The 19,223-nt window shown below is 75.2% G+C and carries 18 protein-coding genes; 8 read left to right on the plus strand and 10 right to left on the minus strand.

Annotated features, from left to right (window positions below; genetic code table 11):
* The first annotated feature begins 67 nt into the window (after positions 1–67).
* Positions 68–1,030, plus strand: a complete 963-nt coding sequence (locus tag ACP4IX_RS29870) for a LysR family transcriptional regulator (RefSeq protein ID WP_426521009.1) — start codon at positions 68–70, stop codon at positions 1,028–1,030.
* The gene (locus ACP4IX_RS29875; protein WP_426521010.1) at positions 1,027–1,905 is read left to right on the plus strand and encodes a serine hydrolase; all 879 of its coding nucleotides are present in this window, start codon (positions 1,027–1,029) and stop codon (positions 1,903–1,905) included. The genes ACP4IX_RS29870 and ACP4IX_RS29875 overlap by 4 nt, the downstream gene beginning before the upstream one ends.
* Before the next feature lie 54 nt (positions 1,906–1,959).
* On the opposite strand, the gene ACP4IX_RS29880 is transcribed toward ACP4IX_RS29875, so the two are convergent.
* Positions 1,960–3,633 carry a right-handed parallel beta-helix repeat-containing protein gene (locus ACP4IX_RS29880; RefSeq protein ID WP_426557635.1) on the minus strand — a complete coding sequence of 558 codons (1,674 nt, stop codon included), beginning with the start codon at positions 3,631–3,633 and terminating at the stop codon, positions 1,960–1,962.
* Positions 3,634–3,825: 192 nt separating this feature from the next.
* Between ACP4IX_RS29880 and ACP4IX_RS29885 the strand changes: the two genes are divergently transcribed.
* Positions 3,826–4,197: a DUF6479 family protein gene (locus ACP4IX_RS29885; RefSeq protein ID WP_426521013.1), complete on the plus strand. Its 372-nt coding sequence runs from the start codon at positions 3,826–3,828 to the stop codon at positions 4,195–4,197.
* Between the two features lie 266 nt (positions 4,198–4,463).
* Here ACP4IX_RS29885 and ACP4IX_RS29890 read toward each other — a convergent pair whose 3' ends face one another.
* Together ACP4IX_RS29890 and ACP4IX_RS29895 are read right to left on the minus strand one after the other, a co-directional pair.
* Complete coding sequence (locus ACP4IX_RS29890; protein WP_426557636.1) at positions 4,464–6,134, minus strand: glycoside hydrolase family 13 protein; 1,671 nt, start codon at positions 6,132–6,134, stop codon at positions 4,464–4,466.
* Positions 6,135–6,504: 370 nt separating this feature from the next.
* Positions 6,505–7,491, minus strand: coding sequence for a nucleoside hydrolase (locus ACP4IX_RS29895; RefSeq protein WP_426521017.1), 987 nt, complete (start codon positions 7,489–7,491; stop codon positions 6,505–6,507).
* 539 nt (positions 7,492–8,030) lie between these two features.
* Here ACP4IX_RS29895 and ACP4IX_RS29900 point away from each other — a divergent pair.
* Positions 8,031–8,807 carry a hypothetical protein gene (locus ACP4IX_RS29900; protein WP_426557638.1) on the plus strand — a complete coding sequence of 259 codons (777 nt, stop codon included), beginning with the start codon at positions 8,031–8,033 and terminating at the stop codon, positions 8,805–8,807.
* A gap of 91 nt (positions 8,808–8,898) precedes the next feature.
* On the opposite strand, the gene ACP4IX_RS29905 is transcribed toward ACP4IX_RS29900, so the two are convergent.
* Positions 8,899–9,771 (minus strand): aldo/keto reductase family oxidoreductase, encoded by an 873-nt coding sequence (locus ACP4IX_RS29905; protein WP_426521021.1) that lies wholly within the window; start codon positions 9,769–9,771, stop codon positions 8,899–8,901.
* A gap of 136 nt (positions 9,772–9,907) precedes the next feature.
* Here ACP4IX_RS29905 and ACP4IX_RS29910 point away from each other — a divergent pair, with 136 nt between their 5' ends.
* The gene (locus tag ACP4IX_RS29910) at positions 9,908–10,339 is read left to right on the plus strand and encodes a winged helix-turn-helix transcriptional regulator (protein ID WP_426557640.1); all 432 of its coding nucleotides are present in this window, start codon (positions 9,908–9,910) and stop codon (positions 10,337–10,339) included.
* Positions 10,340–10,453: 114 nt separating this feature from the next.
* Here the strand turns inward: ACP4IX_RS29910 and ACP4IX_RS29915 are convergent, their stop codons facing one another.
* The 4 genes from ACP4IX_RS29915 to ACP4IX_RS29930 all read right to left on the minus strand — a co-directional run bounded on the left by ACP4IX_RS29915 (position 10,454) and on the right by ACP4IX_RS29930 (position 14,536).
* Positions 10,454–11,179: a GAF and ANTAR domain-containing protein gene (locus ACP4IX_RS29915; protein ID WP_426557642.1), complete on the minus strand. Its 726-nt coding sequence runs from the start codon at positions 11,177–11,179 to the stop codon at positions 10,454–10,456.
* Between the two features lie 87 nt (positions 11,180–11,266).
* The gene (locus tag ACP4IX_RS29920) at positions 11,267–12,082 is read right to left on the minus strand and encodes a TIGR03943 family putative permease subunit (protein ID WP_426557644.1); all 816 of its coding nucleotides are present in this window, start codon (positions 12,080–12,082) and stop codon (positions 11,267–11,269) included.
* A complete protein-coding gene (locus ACP4IX_RS29925) occupies positions 12,079–13,104 on the minus strand; it encodes a permease (protein WP_426557646.1) in 1,026 nt (341 codons plus the stop codon). Before ACP4IX_RS29925 ends, ACP4IX_RS29920 begins: the two co-directional genes overlap by 4 nt.
* A gap of 73 nt (positions 13,105–13,177) precedes the next feature.
* Positions 13,178–14,536: a helix-turn-helix domain-containing protein gene (locus ACP4IX_RS29930; protein ID WP_426557647.1), complete on the minus strand. Its 1,359-nt coding sequence runs from the start codon at positions 14,534–14,536 to the stop codon at positions 13,178–13,180.
* Positions 14,537–14,647: 111 nt separating this feature from the next.
* On the opposite strand from ACP4IX_RS29930, the gene ACP4IX_RS29935 reads away from it, so the two are divergent.
* A complete protein-coding gene (locus tag ACP4IX_RS29935) occupies positions 14,648–14,854 on the plus strand; it encodes a hypothetical protein (protein ID WP_426521030.1) in 207 nt (68 codons plus the stop codon).
* 220 nt (positions 14,855–15,074) lie between these two features.
* Here the strand turns inward: ACP4IX_RS29935 and ACP4IX_RS29940 are convergent, their stop codons facing one another.
* Positions 15,075–16,154, minus strand: coding sequence for a hypothetical protein (locus ACP4IX_RS29940; RefSeq protein WP_426521032.1), 1,080 nt, complete (start codon positions 16,152–16,154; stop codon positions 15,075–15,077).
* A 63-nt stretch (positions 16,155–16,217) separates the two neighbouring features.
* Entirely contained in the window at positions 16,218–17,399 is a 1,182-nt protein-coding gene (locus ACP4IX_RS29945; protein WP_426557674.1) for a PP2C family protein-serine/threonine phosphatase, read from the minus strand.
* Between the two features lie 127 nt (positions 17,400–17,526).
* Here ACP4IX_RS29945 and ACP4IX_RS29950 point away from each other — a divergent pair, with 127 nt between their 5' ends.
* Both ACP4IX_RS29950 and ACP4IX_RS29955 read left to right on the plus strand, forming a co-directional pair.
* The gene (locus tag ACP4IX_RS29950; protein ID WP_426557649.1) at positions 17,527–18,009 is read left to right on the plus strand and encodes a hypothetical protein; all 483 of its coding nucleotides are present in this window, start codon (positions 17,527–17,529) and stop codon (positions 18,007–18,009) included.
* A gap of 189 nt (positions 18,010–18,198) precedes the next feature.
* On the plus strand, positions 18,199–19,137 hold the full coding sequence (locus ACP4IX_RS29955; protein ID WP_426557651.1) for a hypothetical protein: 939 nt from the start codon (positions 18,199–18,201) through the stop codon (positions 19,135–19,137).
* Positions 19,138–19,223 lie beyond the last annotated feature (86 nt).

Here is a 19,223-nt window from a genome sequence, read left to right on the forward strand (position 1 = left end):
CGGCGGCATCCCTGTCCAAGATCGATATGAATGTCGATCCGATCAATTTCCGATATGGTTCCTGATCGTGGACCTGGTGCGGCACCTGGAGTGCTTCGTGGCTGTTGCAGAAGAGTCACACTTCGGCCGTGCCGCGGCCCGCCTCGGCATGGCCCAGCCACCCCTGTCACAGCGCATCCAGCGGCTGGAGAAGGAACTCGGCGTCCGGCTCTTCGAGCGCACCAGCCGCCAGGTGACGATCACCGAGGCGGGCACGCTGCTGCTCGCCGAGGCCCGCGAGCTGCTCGCCCGCTCCGACTCCCTCCGGGCCGCCGCACGCCGCATCCGCGACGGCGAGAGCGGCCTGCTGCGCGCCGCCCTGTCCCCCGACATCTCCGGCGAGACCGTCGCCGCGCTGCTGGCCGACTTCCGGCACCGCCGCTCCGGCCTGGAACTCGAACTGCACGAACTGCCCACCGCCCAGCAGCTCGCCGGTTTCGCCGCCCACGAGCTGGACGTCGGCCTCATCCACCACCCGTGCGACGTCACCGGTCTGGAGCTGGGCCCGGTGCTGCGCCGCGACCTCGGCGTGCTGCTGCCGCGCGGCGCGGCCCAGGCGGATCTCGACGAAGTACCGCTCGCCTCCCTCACCGGCTACGACCTGGTCCTCTTCCCGCGGGCCGGCGCGCCCGCGGTCTACGACGACCTGCTCACCGCCTGCGCCCGGGGCGGCTACACCCCCGCCGCCGTACGGCACGGCCAGGGTGCCAGCTTCGTCCGCGGACTGGTGCTGTCGTCCGGGGCGGTCGCCCTCGGCCCCCGCGACACCGGGCTCGCCGCGGCCGGTGACCGGGACCTGGTCTGGCGTCCGCTGGCCGGGGCCCCGCTGGCCTGGCGGCACTCCGTGGCCTGGCCCAGGGGGCGCGGTGACACCGCCGTCGGCGCCTTCGCGGACGCGGCCACACACGCCCTGCGCACCACGGCCGGCGCCCGTTCCGAGGCACCCGCCCGGCCACTGCACCTTCGTCCGGCATCGGAGTTCTGGCTGTGACCGACACCGCGACCACCGCCCGTCTGGACGCGGCCTTCGCCGACGCCGGGGTCACCGGGTGGCTGCACGCCGTCGACATCGACTCGGGCGCGCAGGTCGGTGCCGGGGCGGACCAGCCGGTGTGCACGGCCAGTGTCCACAAGCTGTGCGTGCTCGTCACGCTGCACGAACTGGCGGCGGCCGGGGCGCTGGACCTCACCGAGCAGACCGAGTGCCCGCCCGCCGGGCGCACCCCGGGTCCCACGGGGCTGGCGGCCATGCTCGACCCGGTCCGGCTGTCACTGCGCGACGCGGCGTTCCTGATGATGTCCGTCAGCGACAACACCGCCGCCGACCTGCTGCTGCGCCGCGTCGGCCTGGACGCCGTCAACCGCACCGCGGCCCGGCTCGGCCTCACCCGCACGCGAGCCGTGTACGGCTTCGGCGACATGCTCGCCGCGATGCGCGAGGACACGGGACCGGCCGGTGCCCAGGCCCTCACCGACCCGCACGTCATCGCCCGGCTCCGCGCCCTGGACCCGGCCCGCACCAATCACAGCACCCCCCGCGACATGACCCGCCTGCTCGCCGCGGTCTGGCGGGACGAGGCGTGCCCGCCCGAGTACGGCGCCGCCGTGCGCCGCATCATGGGCCTCCAGGTGTGGCCGCACCGCCTGGCCTCGGGCTTCCCCTTCGACGACGTCCACGTGGCCGGCAAGACCGGCAGCCTGCCGACCCTGCGCAACGAGGTCGGCGTCGTCGAGTACCCCGACGGCGGCCGCTACGCCGTCGCCGTCTTCACCCGCACCGCCCACACCGCCGCCGTCCTCCCGGCGGCGGACGCGGTGATCGGCACGGCGGCCCGCATCGCGGTGGACGCGCTGCGGGCACCGTGAGACGGCGGGCGGCGCCGTCCCGCCCGGCGGCGGCCCCGGGGGGCGGGCGGCGCGTCAGCCGTCGTTGTCGCGCCAGCGCCCACCGCTCGGGGCCGAGTCGAAGCGGGTCGCCGCCGAGGCGTTGCCGCTGAAGTCGTTGCCGGAGACCCGGCCGCCGGTCCAGGTGGCCTCGTGCGCGATCCACAGGGCGTGGGTCTGGGTGCGCGGGCGCCCGTCGTCCCGGACGCGGTTGCCGTGCACGTACGGGTGGGCCACGGCCGCGGCGGCGGTGAGGCCGGTGCGCGGGGCCGGGCAGTCCGGGAGGCGGTAGGCGGCGCCGGGGGCGGGGGTGCCGACGGGCCAGGCCGTTGCCGCGCCCGGGCGTGCGGGGGCGAGGGTGAGTTCGGTGGCGGTGTTGTCGACGACCACCACGGTGACCTCGGCGGCGGTGCCGGGCGCGTCCCCCGCGGCGGTGCCGGGCGTGTCCTCGGCGTTCCGGTCGCCGACCGTCAGCTCCTTGCCGCGGTGGCCGCCGGGGAGCCAGTCGGCGTTCTCGTCGGTCAGGGACAGCGGCCCGCAGTGGACCCCCTCGCCGCCTCCTCGTGTGGGGGGCGCGGCACGGCGGCCGTTGTTCCGGACCCGGTTGCCGAAGATCGCCGGCTCGTGCAGCGGGGCGTCGACGCGGATGCCGTCCAGGGCGTTGTCGTGGAGGTCGTTGGACTCCAGGACGATGTCGGTGGCGGGCTCCTGGTCGCCGCCGGCCAGGTTGTGCTGCCAGTAGCCGTACCGCCCGTTGTTGCTGATCCGGTTGCCGCGGAAGGCGTACGGACCCGGGGTGTTGCCGAGGGCGACCCCGTCCCCGGCGTTGCCGTCGATCACGCACCCGGTGACGATGCCGCCGCGCCCTCCGACGCTCGTCGTGCCCTGCGCCGACACGTCGAACCCGGCGACGTGGTTGCCGAGCATCGTGCAGCCGGTGACCAGCAGGCCGTCGGCGCCCCAGTCGGAGATGCCGTAGCGGTTGTCCTCGGTGTGGCAGGCGGTGACGCGGATGCCCCGGGGCGGAACCCAGTCGTCCTGCTGGAGTTCGAGGAAGATGCCGTTGGTGCCGTTGCCGTTGGCGGTGCAGTCGGTCACCGCCGTGCGTTCGACCGGCCCCCAGCCGCCGACCCCGATGCCGATGCCCGCGCCGCCCATCTTCTCCCCGGGGTCCTGCCGCCCGCACCGCTCGGCGAGCACGCCCTCGACGACGGTGTCCTGGAGGAAGTCGCACCCGAAACCGGTGGCGGCGGTGTCGTGGATGTACAGGTCGCTGAAGCGCCCGCGCAGCACGTACTGGAGGCCGAGCCCCTTGGCCAGCACCTCGTACTCCTCGGTCTCCACCCCGGAGCCGTCGATCTCGAAGTGGGCGAAGGTGACGTCGGCGATGTGCTTGTCCCGCCCGGCGCCGTGCTGGGCGGTGGTGAACCAGGCCAGCGGCACCGGCCGCGTGGGGGCGCCGGGGTTGGTGAGGGCGAAGCAGGTGGCACCGCGTCCGGCGCCGGTCAGCGAGACGCCGCTGCGCCAGAGCACGGGCCGGTCCCGGATCACGTACCGCCCGGCGGGCACGCGTACGGTGCGCGGCCGCCCGTCCGCGGCGGTGGCGTCGCCCAACGTGTCCACCAGCTTCTGCAGTGCCGGCCGGTCGTCGGCGGTACCGTCCCCGACCAGGCCGTACTCGTGGGCGTCGGCCGTCAACGGCACGGTCATGGGGGTGCTCCTTCCAGCGGCGACGCGGGGCCGTGTGCGGGCGGCGGGCTCGGCGCCGACGCCGCCGCACTGCCGGCCGGGTACCAGGCACCGACCGCCCTCAATCAGCACGGCCCCACCCGGAAAGCCCCCCGAAGGGACTACTCGGACATTCCTGGCGCTTTATCTCATTTGGGGGTACATAATCAGAACATGAGTACGGCAACGCTTGAACTGCTGGCCGCGTCCTCACACGCGCTCAACGTGACGATCGCCTTCATCGGCGGGCTGGTCATCGCCGGCGCGCTGATCTGGGCCGTGCGTATGGGCATGCGGGTCATGGAACAAGAACCCGAACGCCCCCACGCCGACGAGCACGGCAGACTTCCCGCAACCGGCGCCGTCCACGAGGAACGGGAGGTGCGGGAACCCGACGAGATCCCGCTGATCACGGACGGGAGCCCACGGCTCATGCCGTACGAGCTCCACCACTCGGGCAGCCGCCGGGGCCAGGACCAGATCCGCCGCCGCTGGCTGCCGGGGTCGAGCGGGTCCTTCGGCGGCGGTGGCCCCGGGCACGTCTGACCCGGCGGCCCCGCCCGGGCGGCAGGCCGGGCCCCGCCGGGCCTGCCGCCCGGCACGGGCCCACTCACTCGCCGCCCGCCCGCCCGCCGCGACGGGCGCGCGCACGTCCACTGCCCCCCGGTCCGGCGGGGCACCGGCGTGCGTGACGGCGCCCCGGAACCTTCACTTTCACTGGAGGAGCCCCGCGTGCTCTCGCGGGGCTGCACCCACCAGGTCCCTGGAGCAGGTCCGCAGGCCCGGCCGCCCCACAGGCCCCCGTGCGACCGCTACAGCCCCAGCCACACCGTCGTGTCCGGCCCCAGGCGGCCGCCGACCAACGGTGCGCTGCTCAGCAGCACCTCGCCGGCCGGCAGGTCGACCGTCGTGCCGGAGAGGTTGGTGACGCAGCGCCAGCTGTCCGAGCGGTCGAACCGGAGGACCCCGGCCGGGACGTCGTCCGACCAGGTCAGCGACTCGCCGTCGAGCAGCTTGCGGCGCAGGCGCAGGGCCGTGCGGTACAGCTCCAGGGTGGAGCCCGCCACCCCGTCCTGGGCCTCGACGGCGTACGCCGCGAAGCCCGGCGGCTGCGGCAGCCACGCCGCGCCCGCGCCGAAGCCGTACGACGGCCCGTCCGTCGTCCACGGCAGCGGGACCCGGCATCCGTCGCGGCCCTTGCGGACGTGCCCGGTCTGCTCCCAGATCGGGTCCTGGAGGACCTCGGTGGGCAGGTCGGCCACCTCGGGCAGGCCCAGCTCCTCGCCCTGGTAGACGTACGCCGAGCCGGGCAGCGCCAGCATCAGCAGCGTCGCCGCGCGCGCCCGGCGCAGGCCGGCCCGCTCGTCGACGGCCGGTGCGTGGCCGCCGGACAGCAGCCAGGCGTCGGTGTCGGTGCCCGGCGGGAGGACCAGGCGGGTGGCGTGCCGGACCACGTCGTGGTTGGACAGCACCCAGGTCGCCGAGGCACCGGCGGCGTGGGCGTCGGCCAGCGAGCCGGTGATGACCTCGCGCAGCTCCGCCGCGTCCCAGCCGGCCTGGAGGTACTCGAAGTTGAAGGCCTGGCCCAGCTCGTCCGGACGGGCGTACAGCGCACGCCGGGCGCCCGGCACCCAGGCCTCGGCCACCGCCATGCGGGGCGGGGTGTAGGCGTCGAGGATCTTGCGCCAGTCGCGGTAGACCTCGTGGACGTCGTCGCGGTCGTAGAACGGGTGGGTGCCCGGGGCGAACTCCGCGAGCGCCGCCTCGCTGCTCAGCTCGGGGGAGCCGAGGTCGCGCAGCGGCTCGGTCAGGTCCTTGACCAGCGCGTGCGCCACGTCGACGCGGAAGCCGTCGACGCCCCGGTCGGACCAGAACTTCAGCGTGGTGCGGAAGTCGGCGCGGACCTGCTCGTTCTCCCAGTTCAGGTCGGGCTGCTCGGGGGTGAAGAGGTGGAGGTACCACTGGCCGTCGGGCACCCGCTTCCAGGCGCTGCCGCCGAAGACGGACTGCCAGTCGGTGGGCGGCAGCTCCCCGCGCTCGCCCCTGCCGTCGCGGAAGACGTAGCGGTCGCGGGCCGGAGAGCCGGGGCCCGCGTTCAGGGCCTCCCGGAACCACGCGTGGCGGTGCGACGTGTGGTTGGGGACCAGGTCGACGATCACCTTCAGTCCCAGGCGGTGGGCCTCGGCGGCCATGGCGTCGAAGTCGTCCAGGCTGCCCAGGCGCGGGTCGACGTCCCGGTAGTCGTCGACGTCGTAGCCGCCGTCGGCCAGCTCGGACGGGTAGAACGGGCTGAGCCACAGGGCGTCCACGCCCAGCGCGGCCAGGTGCGTCAGACGCTGGGTGATGCCGCGCAGGTCACCGAGCCCGTCGCCGTCGGCGTCGGCGAAGCTGCGGGGGTAGACCTGGTAGATGACGGCCTGCCGCCACCAGTTGGGGTCCTTGGACGACAGGTCGGGCGTGCGGGTGGTGCTGCGTACGGTCACGCGGGCTCCTTCGCGATGCGTGCGGGCGACACGAATAGATCTGTCCACATCACCCGAAAAGCGAACCCGCGCGCCCGCGACGCGCCGGGGACTACGCGCCTTGGCGCTGCCGCGGGGCGAGGACCGCCGGCCGAAGCCCTCCCCTTCTGCTCGGATCGCGCACCGCTGTCGCGCGGGGAAGCCCTGGCCGGCCGGCGCCGGACCCGGAGTACCGGCGCTTCGTGTCCCCGCCGGACAGGCTGGACGGCTTCCCGCACACGATGCCGCTCCTGTGGATCAACGGGTCGCCGGTCCGGCCGTGCCGTTGGCCCTGCGTGCAGAGAGCACGGATCGGGCCGTTGCCCCCGGACCGGACGGCGAACCGGACTGCCTAGGCCGCGAGCCCGCGGGGCTGCTCCACCGCGGTCAGGTACAGCTCCACGTACCGGGCCACGTCCACGTCCAACGCCACGTCCACCAGGGGCTGTTCGCGTGTGCCGTCGTGCAGTTCGGACTCGCCGACGCGCAGGCGGCGGTCGACGAGGGTCTGGCCGCGGGCCGGGCCGGGGGCCAGGGACACCTCGACGGGCAGCCGGTGCGTGGTCAGGCCGCCGGGGTCGATCACCGCGCAGACCGCGCCCGCGTCGCCGAGGCCGCCGCCGGGGTCGGACTCGTCGGTGGCCGGGCCGCGGTGGGCGAGCAGCTCGCCGGCGAGCCGGGTGCCGGGCTCGGTGCTCGCACGCAGACGGCGTACGTCCGGGCCGGGGACGATCACCCGCTCGAACACGTCGAGCCCGTACATGGTGATCGGCACCCCGGCGGTGAGCAGGATCGCCGCCGCCTCCGGGTCGTGCCAGACGTTGAACTCGGCGACCGGCGTCGCGTTCCCTGTGGCCACCGCGCCGCCCATGAACACGATCCGCTCGATGTTCCGGGTGACCTCCGGGTGGGTGCGCAGCAGCAGCGCGATGTTGGTCGCCGGGGCGGTGGGGATCAGGGTGACCGGGCGCGGCGAGGCGAGGATCTCCCGGCGCAGCAGGGTCACCGCGTCCACGTCGACGGGGGTGCGGGCGGGGGCGGGCAGGCCGAGGTCGCCCATGCCGTCGTGGCCGTGCACGTGCCGGGCGGTGCGCACGTCCTCGATCAGCGGACGCCCGGCGCCCCGGGCGACGGGGACGTCGGGGGCGCCCGCCTGCTCCAGCACGGTCAGGGTGTTCCGTACGACCCCCTCCACATCGGTGTTCCCGGCCACGCAGGTGACCGCGCGCAGGTCGAGCCCCGGATGGCGGACGGCCAGCAGCAGGGCCAGTGCGTCGTCGATGCCGGTGTCGCAGTCGATGATCACCGGGATGGGCTGCCGGCCGGTGTCGGTCGTCACGGCGGGGCTCCTCGGGCTCTGTGGGGGGGTGGTTCCGGTGTTCCGGTGACCCTACGCGGCCTCGCGCGCCTTCCCGCTGCTCGGGCCCACCGCTCGGGGACGCGCACCCGGACCCGGCCGACGGGCCACCGCGGTGGCTCCGCGCCGGGGACCCGGCCGGAGCGGCGACCGTCCCGCGGACGGCCGCCCGCAGGTGTACGTCCCGCAGATGTACGTCCCGCGGACGCCCGCCCCGCAGGTGTACGTCCCACAGGTGTACGAATCCCGCAGGCGACAAGTCCCGGCAGGCGGACGTCCATCGGGTCGCCTCCCCGCCGGACATGCGCCAGGGCGCCGCCCACCGCCTCCCGTACGCCGGCCACCACCGGGTACGGGACCCTCGGCACCCTCGGCACCCTCCGGGCCGCCCGGACGCGGGCGCGCGCGTCTCACCCGGACGGCCCCGCGCGCTGGTGGCGAGGTGGGGGTGGTGGTGCCGTGGAGGGTGCGACCGGTCCTGCACGGCGCCGGTCACCCCGCCCGCCAGGAGGCCACCCCCGATGCAGCACGCCCCCGCCGCACGACCCCTGCTCGCCTCCGCGCTGTCGGCGGCGCTGGCGCTGACGGCGGCGGCCTGTTCCAACGGCGGGCGGGCGGCGGACCGGCCGGCCGGCACCACGTCGGCGACCGCGCAGTCCCCGGCGGCGCTCCCGTCACCCGCCGTGCCGCCCGCCCTCACCCGGGAGCAGGCGCGGGCGGCCCTGATCACGGAGGCCGACCTGGGGGAGACGTGGGAGCCGACGCGGGGTGCCGCGACCTGGCGGGACGAGGTGCTCAAGGCCACCGCCGAACATCCCGACTGCGGGCGGCTCCTGGACGTCCTCTACACCGAGGAGCTCTTCGGTGCCGCCACCGCCCCCCGTGCCTCGGTCGCCCTGGACGACGCGGCCGGCGGGGCCCAGCTGCACTTCCGGATCACCTCGCACCGCGCGGCCGGCATCGACAGGACGCTGGCCTGGCTCGCGACGCTGCCGGACACGTGCGGGCGGTTCACGGCCCGGACCGCCAACGGCGCCACCCGGGACGCCCGGGTCACCGGCCTGGCGCTCCCGGAGGCGGGGGACGCGCGGCAGGGCCTGAGGGTGACGGTGAGCGCCGAGGGTGCCGAGGGTGCCGTCCTCACCGTGGACCTCGTCGCCGTACGGGTCGGCGACGACGCGATCAGCCTCACCAACGGCGGCCCCGGCGAACCGGCCGACGACGCCACCCGGGCAGCCGTCGGGGTCGGGACGGAGCGGCTGGTGGAGATCCGGCGGCAGGGGCGGGCACAGGTCTAGCGAGGAAGGGTTCCCGGGCGGCGAGCCGGACGATCACGCCATCGGCCGGTCCGCCCGATGGCCGGGTCCCCGTTGGTGGGCTGTGTGCCGTTCAGTGGCCGATGCCGTCCAGTTCGGCCACGTCCTCGTCCGAGAGGGAGAGACCGGCGCCTGCGATGTTCTCGCGCAGGTGGGCGGTGGACGAAGTACCGGGGATGAGCAGGATGTTCGGCGAGCGCTGCATCAGCCAGGCCAGCGCGACCGACATCGGCGTCGCCCCCAGTCGGTTCGCGACCTGCGAGAGGGCCTCGGACTGCAGCGGCGTGAAGCCCCCCAGGGGGAAGAACGGCACGTAGGCGATGCCGTCGGCGGCGAGGTGGTCCACGAGGTCGTCGTCGTGGCGGTGGGCGAGGTTGTACATGTTCTGCACGCACACGATCGGCGCGACGCCGCGCGCCTCGGCGACCTGCTCGCCGGTGACGTTGCTGACGCCGAGGTGGCGGATCAGGCCCTCGTTCTGGAGGTCGACGAGCGTCTCGAGCGCTTCGGTGATCGAGCCGGGCTGCGGGCCCTGAGCATCGCCCATACGCATGTTGACCAGGTCGAGGGTCTCGACGCCGAGGGATTCGAGGTTCTCGTGGACCTGCTTGCGCAGGTCTTCGGGGCGCCGGGCCGTGGGCCAGCCGCCCTGCGCGTCGCGGGTCGCACCCACCTTGGTGGCGATGAACAGCGACTCCGGGTAGGGGTGCAGTGCCTCACGGATCAGCTCATTGGTGATGCGCGGTCCGTAGGCGCCGCTGGTGTCGATGTGGGTGATCCCGTGGCTGACCGCCTCGCGCAGCACGGCCAGGGCACCGTCGTGGTCGGCGGGCGGTCCCATGACCCACGGGCCGGCGAGCTGCATCGCGCCGTAACCGAACCGGGTGACGGCTGAGTCGCCCAGCGTCCAGGTTCCGCCGGGGAGGGGTGTGGAGGGCGTGTCCATCGCGGTGCCTTTCCCTTCGTGACAGGGGTGGTGTCTCCAGCCCCTTTGCACCAGCATGGGAGAGCAGCTTCCTGCGGGGAAGTAGGCACCTTGAAGTGCGTAACCACCCAGAAGGGGAGAGGCGAGGTCAGCGACCATGAAGGCCGACAAGAAGGCGCAGGCGAAGGCGGAGTACAACGCGTTCCTGGCCGTGTGCCCCAGCCGTCAGCTCCTCGACCGGATCTCGGACAAATGGGTCGTCCTGATCCTGTGCGCACTGGGCGGTGACACACCCGAACAGCCCGGCGCGTCGCACGCCCCCAAGGCGATGCGCTACTCCGAACTGGCCCGGCTGCTGGCCGGCGTCAGCCAGAAGATGCTGACCCAGAACCTACGGGCTCTCGAACGCGACGGCTTGCTCATCCGCACGGTGACACCCACGGTCCCCGTCACCGTCACGTACGAGCTGACCGACCTCGGCCTCTCGCTCCATCACCTGACACGCGGACTCAGACAGTGGGCCCAGACCCACATGGATCAAGTCATCACCCATCGCGAGAGCCACGACGCACGAGCTTCCCAGGCGTGAACGGCGTTCCTGGCGTGGACAGCGTTCTCCAGGTCGAGCCCTTGTTTCGAGCCCTTGTTCTCCGGACCGGCCGCCACGGCCGGAACGCCAGGTGGACGATCCGGACGAAACGGCCTAGTGGTCGCGGTCGAGGCGTCGGCGGTGGGTGAGTACGTCGCGCGCCACGTCGTGGGCGGTGCGGTCGCGGGCGAACGCGTCGGCACGCAGGCGGGCCAGGGCCTCATCGGCGCCGACCCCCAGCTGGGCCATGATCATGCCGACGGCCTGGTAGACCTCGTCGTGGTCACCGGCCAGCTCGTCCAGCCAGGCCTCCTCCCCGCGCGGCAGCGCCATCAGCGCCACCGTCATGACGCCGGCCACGAGCCGCGCCACGTGCAACTGCGGGCCGGTCAGCCGGCCGGGGGTGTCCCGGTAGAGGTCGAGCGTGCCCAGGCAGACGGCGTCGCTGCCCAGCGGCAGCGCGTAGACCGCCCGTACGCCGACGGCCGTCGCCTGCTGGGCAAAGACGGGCCAGCGGCCGGCGTCCGCACCGGCGGTCAGGTCGCAGGCGAGCACCGGCGCACCCGACTCGGCGGCGCTCACACAGGGGCCGTCACCCAGAGTGGCCTGGATCTCCGCCAGGTAGGACGCCCGGTCACCGCTGGCACACAGCCGTACCGGCACGCCGTCGCCGCGCAGCGACGCGCTCGCCCCGGTCACCGGCAGCAGCCGGACGGCCGCCCCGCACAGCCGTCCCGGCACCTCGCCCGGCGGGGCGTCCCGCACCTCCCCGGCGATCACCTCGGCGGCGCGTGCCCCCTCGGAGGACCGTCCGGGTTCCTCGCTGGGCCGCACGCGCACCGCCTCCTTCGCTCACGCGGCCGGAGGCTCGACTACCCGTGCCGGACCAGGGGAAACCCGGGCGTTCCGCAGGTGGTGGACGAGGGATCAGCGCTTCTCGTACGGGTTCGCGGGCTGCGTCACCCGCCGTACGTCCGTCGCGTCGAGGACCGGTGGCCAGGCCGCCTCCGAGCCGAGCCCGCCCTCCGGGTGCCAGGTGCCGGTGACCGTGACCCACGTGTCGACGGGCGGAGCGCCGGCCCCGCGGATCTCGGCCTTGCCGGCGGTGGCGTCGGCGGCGCAGCAGGAGACCTGGAGCCGGGTGACGTACCAGGTCCCGTCGTCACCGCGGGTGACGAAGCCGGTCAGGCGTACGGTACGGCCGGTCAGTGACCGTTCGCTGTCGTAGATCGCGCGGGAGCCGAACTCGGCGAGGGTCAGCTCCACCGGGTCCCCGGACGGCAGCGCCGGGAAGGCGCCGACGCCCTGGGCCGCACGCTGCGCCGCCTCGCGTTCCGCGCTGTAGGAGCCGAGCGCGGGCGGCGGGAACAGCAGCAGGGCGAGGGCGGGCAGGGTGAGGAGCCAGGCGACGCGCGGGCCGGCCGGGCCGTGGCTGTGACCGTGGCCGTCCGCCTCCTCCGATCCGTGGCCGCGGCCGTGGCCACGGACGTCCGCCTCCCCGGAGCCGCGGCCGTGGACGTCCGGGTCCTCGCCGTCGCGGTACTCGTCGCGGTCGCGGTACTCCTCGCCGTGCCGGGTGAGGGCCGTCGCCGCCGCGAGCAGCACCAGCACCGCTCCGGACACGATCAGGTACGGCCGCAGCCCCGGCTGCACGTACCGCAGGTAGAGGTCGCCGAAGAGCGAGATGCGCAGCACCGCCGCGCCGGTCAGTGCGAGGAGGACGGCCGGTCCGTAACGGCTCACAGCAGCCACCACCCCACCAGCACGCTGCTCGCCACGGCCACCACCCAGGTCACCGACGCGAAGCGGACCGCGAAGGCCCGGCCGAAGGTCCCGGTCTGCAGCGCGATCAGCTTCAGGTCGACCATCGGGCCCACCACCATGAACGCCAGCCGCGCGGTCGGTGAGAACCCGCTCAGCGAGGCGGCGACGAACGCGTCCGCCTCGCTGCACACGCACAGCAGCACCGCGAGGACCGCGAGCAGCAGCACGGACAGCCAGGCCGAGTCGGTGAAGACGTCCAGCACGGACCGGGGGACGGCGATGTTGAAGGCGGCCGCCGCGCCCGCGCCGACGACCAGGAAACCGCCCGCGTGCAGGAAGTCGTGCCGCAGTCCGGTCACGAAGCCGGTCCAGCCGTACGACGACGCACCGGGTGCCGTACGGCTCTTCGGCAGCCGCAGCCACTCGTCCTTCCCGAACCGGACCCACAGCCAGCCCATCACCACCGCCGCCGTGAGGGAGGCGACCAGGCGCGCGGCGACCATGGCGGGCTGCCCGGGGAACGCGATCGACGTGGCGACCAGCACCACCGGGTTGATCGCGGGCGCCGACAGCAGGAAGGCGAGGGCCGCCGCCGGGGCCACCCCGCGCCGCATCAGGCTCCCGGCCACCGGCACCGACGCGCACTCGCAGCCGGGCAGCACCACCCCCGCCGCACCGGCGACGGGCACGGCGAGGGCCTGGTTGCGGGGCAGGAGGCGGCTGAAGACGCGCTCCGGCACGAACGCCCCGATCGCCGCGGAGACGACCGTGCCGAGCAGCAGGAAGGGCACGCCCTGGACGACGACGGCGGTGAACACCGTCCACCAGGCCGCCACCGGGGGCGTGTAGAGGTCGAGGGCGAGGGTCGGGCCCAGCACCGAGGCCACGGTCACGATGGCGAGCAGCGCGGCGCCGCCGAGCACCGCGTACACCAGCGCACGCACGGTGAGCCGCACACCGTCGGCCACCGTCCGGCCGGTCACTGTCCGCTGGTCGTCCACGTGCCTCGTCCCGCTCGTCCCTGTCCCCCCGGCGACACGCTGACCGGCGCCGCTGTGCACCGCCCAGGATTCCCTACAGCGGCGGCTGTGCGGGCGCCGGGCCCAGGGTGGTCGTGCCGGGTGCCGTGCGGTGCCCGAGGCCGGTGCGGTAGGCGTCGAGGGCCGCCTCCACGCGGCCGGTGCGGCGCAGCAGGTCGCCCAGGAGCCGGCACAGGTCGGCCAGGTCGCCCGCGGCCCCGGCCCGCTCCAGCAGGCTCAGGGCGCGGACGTAGTGCTCCTCGGCGGCCTCGGTGTCCCGGGCGTCCTCGGCGATGATGCCGAGGAGCCGGTGCGCGCCCGCCGCGTGCACGGCGCCGCGTTCGGAGGAGAGGTCGTCCAGGATCCCGTGCAGCAGTTCGGCGGCCTCCCCGGACTTGCCGCGCCGGTGCAGTACGTCGGCCAGCTCGACGGCGACCTGGCTGCTGTAGAGGGCGGCGCGGGTGGCGGAGAGCATGCCGAGTGCCTCCCGCATCTCCTCCTCGGCGCGCGGGAGTTCACCGTTCTGGGCACAGACGTAGCCGCGCATCCAGTGGCAGTTGGCCAGTTCGGTGCGGAGCTGGAGCGTGCGGTAGAGCTCGGCCGCCCTGGCGAGCGAGGCGTCGGCCTCGGCGAGGCGGCCGTCGGCGAGCAGGGTGCGGGCGACGGAGCGGTGCATGCGGGCCACCAGGGCGGGGTCGCCGGCGCTGGGGGCGAGGGAGAGGGCGAGTTCGGCGGCCTGGGCGGCGCGCGCGTGCGCGCCCATGTCCATGTACGGGCCGATGGCGCTGGCGTAGAGCAGCAGCAGCGCGTCGGGGTCGTGCAGGCCGCCGCGGTTCAGCTCGTCGAGGGTGGACTCGAGGAGGTAGACGGCGTACCGGAGTTCACCGGCGAGGTAGTGGGCGAGGGCGCGTCCGCGCAGGGCGGGGACGCGGGCGGGCAGCGGGGCGCCGGCCTCGGTGAGGCACTCCTCGGCCTGTTCGAAGTACCGTCGGCCGGCGATCAGTTCACCGGTCTCCACCGCGCACTCCCCGAGGCCGAGCAGCGCGGCGGCCCGCTCCTCGGGCAGCTCGTACGCCTCGGCCTCGGCGAGCAGCTCGGCGTACTGTCCGGCCGCCTGTTCGGCGCCCTCGGTGGCGAGCGTGCGCCGCGCCTCGGTGAGCCTGAGCCGCAGGTCGGTGGCGAGCCGTGCCGGGCGGCCGGTGGCCAGCTCCTCGTAGCCGACGCCGAGCCGCTCGGCGAGATGCCGCAGTGCCTCGTCGGAGGGGCGGACGCGGCCGGCCTCGAGGGTGGAGATGTAGGCGGGTGTGTACGCCGGTTCCGCGAGCTGGCGCTGGGTCATGCCGCGTTCGGCCCGCAGCCGCTGTACCCGGCGTCCGATCGTCCCCGGGTCGTCCCGGTCGTCACGGTCCCCCACTGCCGACTCCCCCTGTGGCTCTTGCCGTTCGACTCGGACGGCTCTAGGTTAAACCGCGGATTAAGCGTGCTTAACAGCGCTTGGCGCAATCCCCGATCCGCAGAGGACGCCGTGCCCGGACGCACCCGCACCGCCGAACGTTACGCCAGAGCCCTCGCCGCCGCCGTCGCCGCCGTGGCCTGCCTGCTGCTGGCCGCGAACGCGGGACCGACGGACACGGCACACACCCCGGCACCGGCATCCCCGCTGGCACCGGCACCGGCGCCGGCGGGCGGCACCACCCCGGTCGTGGGCTCACTGGCCACGACGGACCGCTAGCGGCACGCGCGCCGGCAACGAGCCGGCCGAGCGGGCGAAGCGGCCCTGCGCCGGCGAAGTGGGCATGCGCCGGCGAAACGGCCACGCGCGGACGAGGTGACCGCGTGCGAGCGAAGCGGCCCCGTACGAGCGAGCAGCCGCGGGTGAGCGAGCAGCCGCGTGCGAGCGAGCAGCCGCGTGCGAGCGAGACGAACGGCGGCGGCCCCGGAGCAGGACCGTCTCAGCCCTGGGTCTGCAACCGGCTCAGTTCCCGCTGCACGTGGTCCAGCGCGCCCTCGCGCGGTCCGGGCACCCGGCCGCGCAACGCGACGAGTGCCGCGCCCAGTTCCCGGGCCGCCCCGGCGTCGCGGACCTGCCCCCACTGGTGGTGGGCCCGGTCGACGGCCGCCTCCACCGCGGGTGCCTGCGGCGGCTGTCCGGCGACCAGCCGGGTCTCGGCCACCGCCAGCCAGGCCCGGCAGCTGCGCGCCGGGTCCCCCGCGAACATCGCCAGGTCCGCCCGGACCTCCGTCCAGTGCAGCGCGTCCTCGGAGGCGGGCCCGTGTGCCTGGGCGGCGGCCCGCTCGTGCCGGGCGGCGAGCTCGTCGGCGTCCGCGTGCCGCCCGGCCTGCACGGCGGCGGCGATGACCGCGTGCGGGTCGCCCGCCGCCGGCCCGGGCTCCGTGAGCACCAGGTCCGCGCCGGCCGGCCCGCCGCTCCCCGCGCCCTCGGCCGCGCCGCGGGCCAGCGCCTGCTCGTGCAGCTGGTCCGGCGGCGGACGGTGCCCGCTGCGCAGGATCGTCGCGACGGCCCGCATGTACGACGGGGTGGCCACCCTCCGCCGCGCGGGCGGCGGCGCGATGCGCCCGTAGACGGCGTTGTTGCGCCCGCAGTCCAGCGGGTTCTCCCGCAGCCACTGCCAGGTCTCCTGGTCGGCGTGCAGGTCGAGCAGGAGCGTCGTCGCGCCGCTCGGCCGCAGCCGCAGCTCCTCGCGGAGCCAGTGCCAGGGCAGGGCGGTGTAGCGGACGGTCGCCGGTGTGGTGCGGGCCAGCGCCAGGTGCGGCAGGCGCTGGCGCCGGTCCAGCTGGAGCTGGCCGGTGACGTAGACGGTCAGCGGGCCGGGCGCCGCCGCGGCGGCCCGCAGCCGGGTGAGGACGGCCTGCGGCTCCAGCGGGTCGGCGAGCTCGACCACGTTCGCGGTGTCGGTGCCGGAGAGCACGGCGGGCGGCACGGCCGCGAGCACGGGGAGCACGGAGGCCGCGTCCACCAGGCCCCCCTTGCCCACGGGCGACGCCGCGAGCAGCAGCACGGTTCCGGGCATGTCCCTCCCCCTGTCGATCACGTACGGCAGCACCGTAACCGGTGCGGCTGCGAAGCGGGGCACTCAGCCGTCCGCGGGCACCCCCCGCCGCCGTACCGCGAAGACCGTGGTGTCGTCGACGAGCCGCCCCCGGCAGTGCCGCAGCGTGCCGTCCCGTACGAGCGCCACCAGCCGCGACGGCGCGGCGTTCGAGGGGTCGGCGGCGACGGCGCGGGCGATCTCCTCGGCGTGCCGGTAGAAGCATCCGCCGGGATCGCGGGCCTCGGTGACCCCGTCGCTGACCAGCAGCAGCGTCTCGTCCGCGGCGAGGGCCGGCCGGCACACCGGCGGCACCGGCGAGCCGGCGACGAGGTCGCTCATGCCCAGCGGCAGTCCGCCGACGGCCGGCAGGGCCCGTACGCCTGCGGGACCGACCGCCAGCGGGGGTTCGTGGCCGAAGACGACGGCGTCCACCACGTCGGGCAGGTCGTCCGAGAACCCGATCAGCACGGCGGTGGCGAACCGGTCGCCGTCGGACCGGCCGAGGGCCGCGGTCCGCGCACGGTGGCGCCGCATACGGATCTCCAGGCGCTCGGCGACCGTCGCGAGGTCCGGCTCGTGGTAGGCGGTCTCGCGGAAGGTGCCGAGCAGCGCGGCGGCCGTGTCCACCGCGCCCAGCCCCTTGCCCTGCACGTCGCCGACGAGGACACGGGTGCCGTGCGGGCCGGGCTGGATGTCGTAGAAGTCGCCGCCGACACGGGCCTCGGTGTCCGCGGAGAGGTAGACGGCGGCGTGGTCGAGGCCGCCGAAGCCCACCGGGAGCGGGCGCAGCACGGTGCGGCGGGTGGCGTCGGCGATGTCCCGCATGTGCAGCATGCGCTGCTCGCCGCCGACCCGGACGGCGGCGGCGACCACGGCGATGGCCCCGCCGAGGGTGACGAGGACCAGGCCGGGCAGACCGGTCTCGTCGCGGTGCTGCCAGACGGTGTCGGCGAAGACGTAGACGACGACGGCGACCACCGCGAACACGGCCGTGGCCCGCACCCCGCAGATCGCGGCGGCCACGCCGGGCACGAGCACCGTCCAGGAGATGATCTCGAACGCGCCGGTGGTGATGTCGGCCGCGGCGATACCGACGAGCAGGAGCAGCGGGAACGCCCAGGCGACGCTGTGGCCGCGGACGCTGAGCAGTTCGTGCCGGGACACGACGTCGCCCCGGCCGGCGGCCTGGACGAGCCGGCCGATCAGCCGCCACCGGCCGCGCACCGGCCTGCGGTCGCGACCCCTCACGGAGCCAGCGAAACACGCGCCCCCACGGCCCGCATCCTGACTTGCCGGTCCGCCTGCCCAGGTGTGCCCTGGTAGTCGGGGGCGAGGCGAGAGGAGTGCGCTCATGGCTCACGCGGTACCGGCACGCGGCACATCCACCGGAACGTCCCCCGGGACGTCCCCCGGGACGGGCACGCGCGGCCCGCGTACGAGGACACCCGACGTCTTCAGCGCGCGGACCCACCGGGTGGCGCGGTGGGCGGGGCCCGTCGCGACCGGGCTGGTCTACGGCTACTGGGCCGCGTCCATCCGCCGTTACGGCGGCCCCATCACCGGTCGGAACCTGCTGTTCGGCTTCCTGGCCGTGCTCGCGTTCGTCGTGCTCTACGCCGCGGTGCGGGCCGTGGCCCGGCGGCTGCCGCGCGAAGGCCACGCGGCATTGTGGGGCGCTTTCGCGGGCAGCGCGCTGGGCTTCCTGTACGCGCAGAGCGGGGTGGCCATGTTCACGTGCGTCCTCGTGTCCCTGCTGGTCGCGGCGGCGGTCTTCGGGGCGCTGTTCTACCGCTACTACACCCACGAGGACGCGCGGGGGCACCGCGTCACCTGACGGCCCGCGCCGTCACCCGTCCGGGTTCTGGTCCAGGTCCAGGTCCTGGACCGGGAGCAGGAGCGGGAGCGGGTGGCGCCCGCCCGCCCGCGCCCCGGGGCCGGGCCGGGCGCACGTTCGGCCCGTCCCGGTGGGCCGTATGCAGTCACGCCGGTCGCCCGGGCCGTCGCCGGCGCCTTCTCTGGGAGGGTGTCCCCACGTTTCCGGAGCGCCCTGTCGGCCGTCCTGATCGTCCTCGCCTGCCTGGCCGTACCGTGCGGCGTGCCGGCGGGCTGGGCGGCGTACGGGCTGACCGACACTGGACGGTACGTCGCCGCCATGGCGCCGCTCGCCGATGACCCCGCCGTACGGGACGCGGTCGCCGACGCGGCCGCGGACGCGGTGGGCGACGGGGTCGCGGACGAGGTCGCGGCCGGCCCCCTGAACGGCACCGTGCGGCTCTTCGCGCAGGACGCGGCACGGTCGTTCACCCGGACCGACGCCTTCCGCGAGGGCTGGGACGCGGCCAACCGCACCGTCCACGACGCCGTGCTGCGCGCCCTGCGGGACGACCGGGCGGACGGCCGCGCGGTCACCGTCGACCTGGCCCCGGTCGCCGACCGCGTCAAGGACCGGCTCGCCGAGGACGACGTGCCGTTCGCGCGGCGCATCCCGGTCCGGCACATCACGGTCACCGTGCTCCCGGCCCACGAGGCGGACCGGCTCAGGAAGGGCTACCACGTGCTCGACGTCGCCGCCTTCTGGCTGCCGGTCGCCGCCGTCGTCTTCGCGGTCACCGGCATCGCCGTCGCCGCCTGCCGCCGGCGCGCCGTCACCGCCGCCGGAGTCGGCACCGCCCTCGGCGGGGCGCTGCTCGCCCTCTCCGTCGTGGTGGGCCGCCGGCTCACCGTCGCCGAACTCCCCGACGCGGTGGAGGGCGCGGTGGACGGACCGGCCGCGGGCGCCGTCTACGACGCCCTCACCGGGACCCTGCGCACGGCCTCCTGGCTGCTGGTCGTCCTCGGCCTCACGGTCGCCCTGGCCTCCTGGCTCACCGGCCGGTACGGACATCTGCTGCGCCGCCGCCGGGCACCCGCGGGCACCCCCGTCGCCCCGGCACCGCCCCGGCCGCCGCGGCCCCGCCTCTGAGCCGACCGCCTCGGGCCCCGCCCCGACCCGGTGCGGCGGGCCCCGCCCCCGGGCCGCCCGAGGCCGGTAAAGCCTTGGCCGGGCTC

The organism is Streptomyces sp. WG5 (assembly GCF_049974565.1).
GTDB lineage: Bacteria > Actinomycetota > Actinomycetes > Streptomycetales > Streptomycetaceae > Streptomyces.

Excerpts from the sequence above, each read along its gene's own strand:
- ACP4IX_RS29905 (WP_426521021.1), bottom strand. The coding sequence starts at position 9,771 with ATGGACACGCCCTCCACACCCCTCCCCGGCGGAACCTGGACGCTGGGC.
- ACP4IX_RS29900 (WP_426557638.1), top strand. The coding sequence starts at position 8,031 with ATGCAGCACGCCCCCGCCGCACGACCCCTGCTCGCCTCCGCGCTGTCG.
- ACP4IX_RS29885 (WP_426521013.1), top strand. The coding sequence starts at position 3,826 with ATGAGTACGGCAACGCTTGAACTGCTGGCCGCGTCCTCACACGCGCTC.
- ACP4IX_RS29940 (WP_426521032.1), bottom strand. The coding sequence starts at position 16,154 with ATGCCCGGAACCGTGCTGCTGCTCGCGGCGTCGCCCGTGGGCAAGGGG.
- ACP4IX_RS29880 (WP_426557635.1), bottom strand. The coding sequence starts at position 3,633 with ATGACCGTGCCGTTGACGGCCGACGCCCACGAGTACGGCCTGGTCGGG.
- ACP4IX_RS29950 (WP_426557649.1), top strand. The coding sequence starts at position 17,527 with ATGGCTCACGCGGTACCGGCACGCGGCACATCCACCGGAACGTCCCCC.
- ACP4IX_RS29910 (WP_426557640.1), top strand. The coding sequence starts at position 9,908 with ATGAAGGCCGACAAGAAGGCGCAGGCGAAGGCGGAGTACAACGCGTTC.